The following is a 1545-nucleotide window of genomic DNA, read 5'->3' as shown; positions in this document are numbered from 1 at the left end:
ATTCACCCCATTATACAAACTCCCACTAATAAAAGGCTTGTCTATATCATCATCTAAAAATGAAATAATAACTTCATCTCCTATTCTAGGTGTATGGTAAAAACCTGAATGATTGCTTGCTACATTACTAGCTACTCTTAAGAATGGACTATGGTGATACATGTTTGTTTTATTATCTAATTCTTCTTGATTAGCATAAAGATTAATCCTTACCTTTACTCTTCCATATTCATCTGTGTATATGGTATTTCTTTGATTTTCTATATTAGAATCTTCTCCTATAACTATACCCATGGTATTAATTGGAGGTTTTGGTTTAGATTTAAAACTAGGTGTAAAGGTTAAAAAAGATGGGGTAAGGGTTAAATTATTTGTATAAGATTTGCTTAGATTTAAGTCTTTAATATTTAAATTATCATTGGTATTAATAGTATTAGCTAAAATAGCATCATCAATTAAAATTTGTTCTTTTGCTATAATGGTATATTCTTTGGTGGTTTCTTCTTGAATATTAATTTTAATACTTTCATTTAAACTAAGATGATAAATATTGCTTTTTGCTTTTAGTATATTATTAAGTATAGTGTTTCTTTTTTCTTTTAGGGTAGGGGATTGTTTTAAATTAATATTTTGTGTAAAGGAATATTCACTTTCATAAGAATGCTCATTATAATGTGTATTGGCATTTTGTGCTTTAGTGCTTAAGGAATATAAACTTAAAGGTTGTTTGGAATTATTACTAGAATGAGTAAAAGCATTAGTTTGTATTTGTTTTTCTTTATTTAGTGCGTAAATACAAGTTTCATTAAGATGGTTGTTGATATTAGGATTAAAAACTATATCTTTTATTTTGCCTTTATGAGTATAAAAATCATAAAAATAAATATTATCTTTATCTTCATAAAAATAAATACCATGATTGTGTGCTAATCTTGTGATAAATTCTAAATCACTTTCATTGTATTGAGAAATCAATTCTTTAGTTTCATATATATGATGAATATTAGAAAAATCAATGTTTTTATTTAGCTTGGTGTTATAATAGGCTAAGGTTTGTTTAATTACTTCTATTATGTTTGTATGAGTATAAATACGATTTGCTTTATTAAAATCAAGTCTTATTAAAGGAGAATGCAAGTTAAACTTAAAAAAATGTTTATGGTTTAATTGTTTAAAATTTTCTTTTACAATATTGCTAGCACTACCTTGATTAACACCTAAATAGTCAACATAAGATATTATTCCCCGATAAATCATATCAATATTAGTTGAAAAGTCTATCTTTTTGTTTTCATAAGGATTTTTAATTATAAGTGAAGCTTCTTTATCAATAAGCATATTAGGATTAAATTCAATATTATCATCACTAAAAATATCATTATTGATATTTTCATAAAAACCTTCACATTCACATAAGAAGATCTGATCCAAGCTTTCTTTTATAATGGCTTTTGTGATTTTAAAATCAAGTTTGTTAATTTTTAAATTAAGATAAGAGTTGTTTGTATTCATTAAAAAAACCTTTGTTGGTATTGGGATTTATTG

At 24.5% G+C, this 1545-nt stretch carries 1 protein-coding gene; it reads right to left on the bottom strand.

Annotation, left to right across the window (positions count from 1 at the left end):
- A partial coding sequence (vgrG, locus tag L8U98_RS08150; protein WP_263737866.1) for a type VI secretion system tip protein VgrG occupies positions 1-1512 on the bottom strand: 1512 nt, incomplete at its 3' end.
- Between the last annotated feature and the right edge of the window lie 33 nt (positions 1513-1545).

It is taken from the genome of Campylobacter sp. RKI_CA19_01128 (assembly GCF_025771175.1).
Taxonomy (GTDB): domain Bacteria; phylum Campylobacterota; class Campylobacteria; order Campylobacterales; family Campylobacteraceae; genus Campylobacter_D.
Note: the sequence above shows the minus strand (reverse complement) of the source record. Positions and strands in the feature narration are given on the sequence as shown.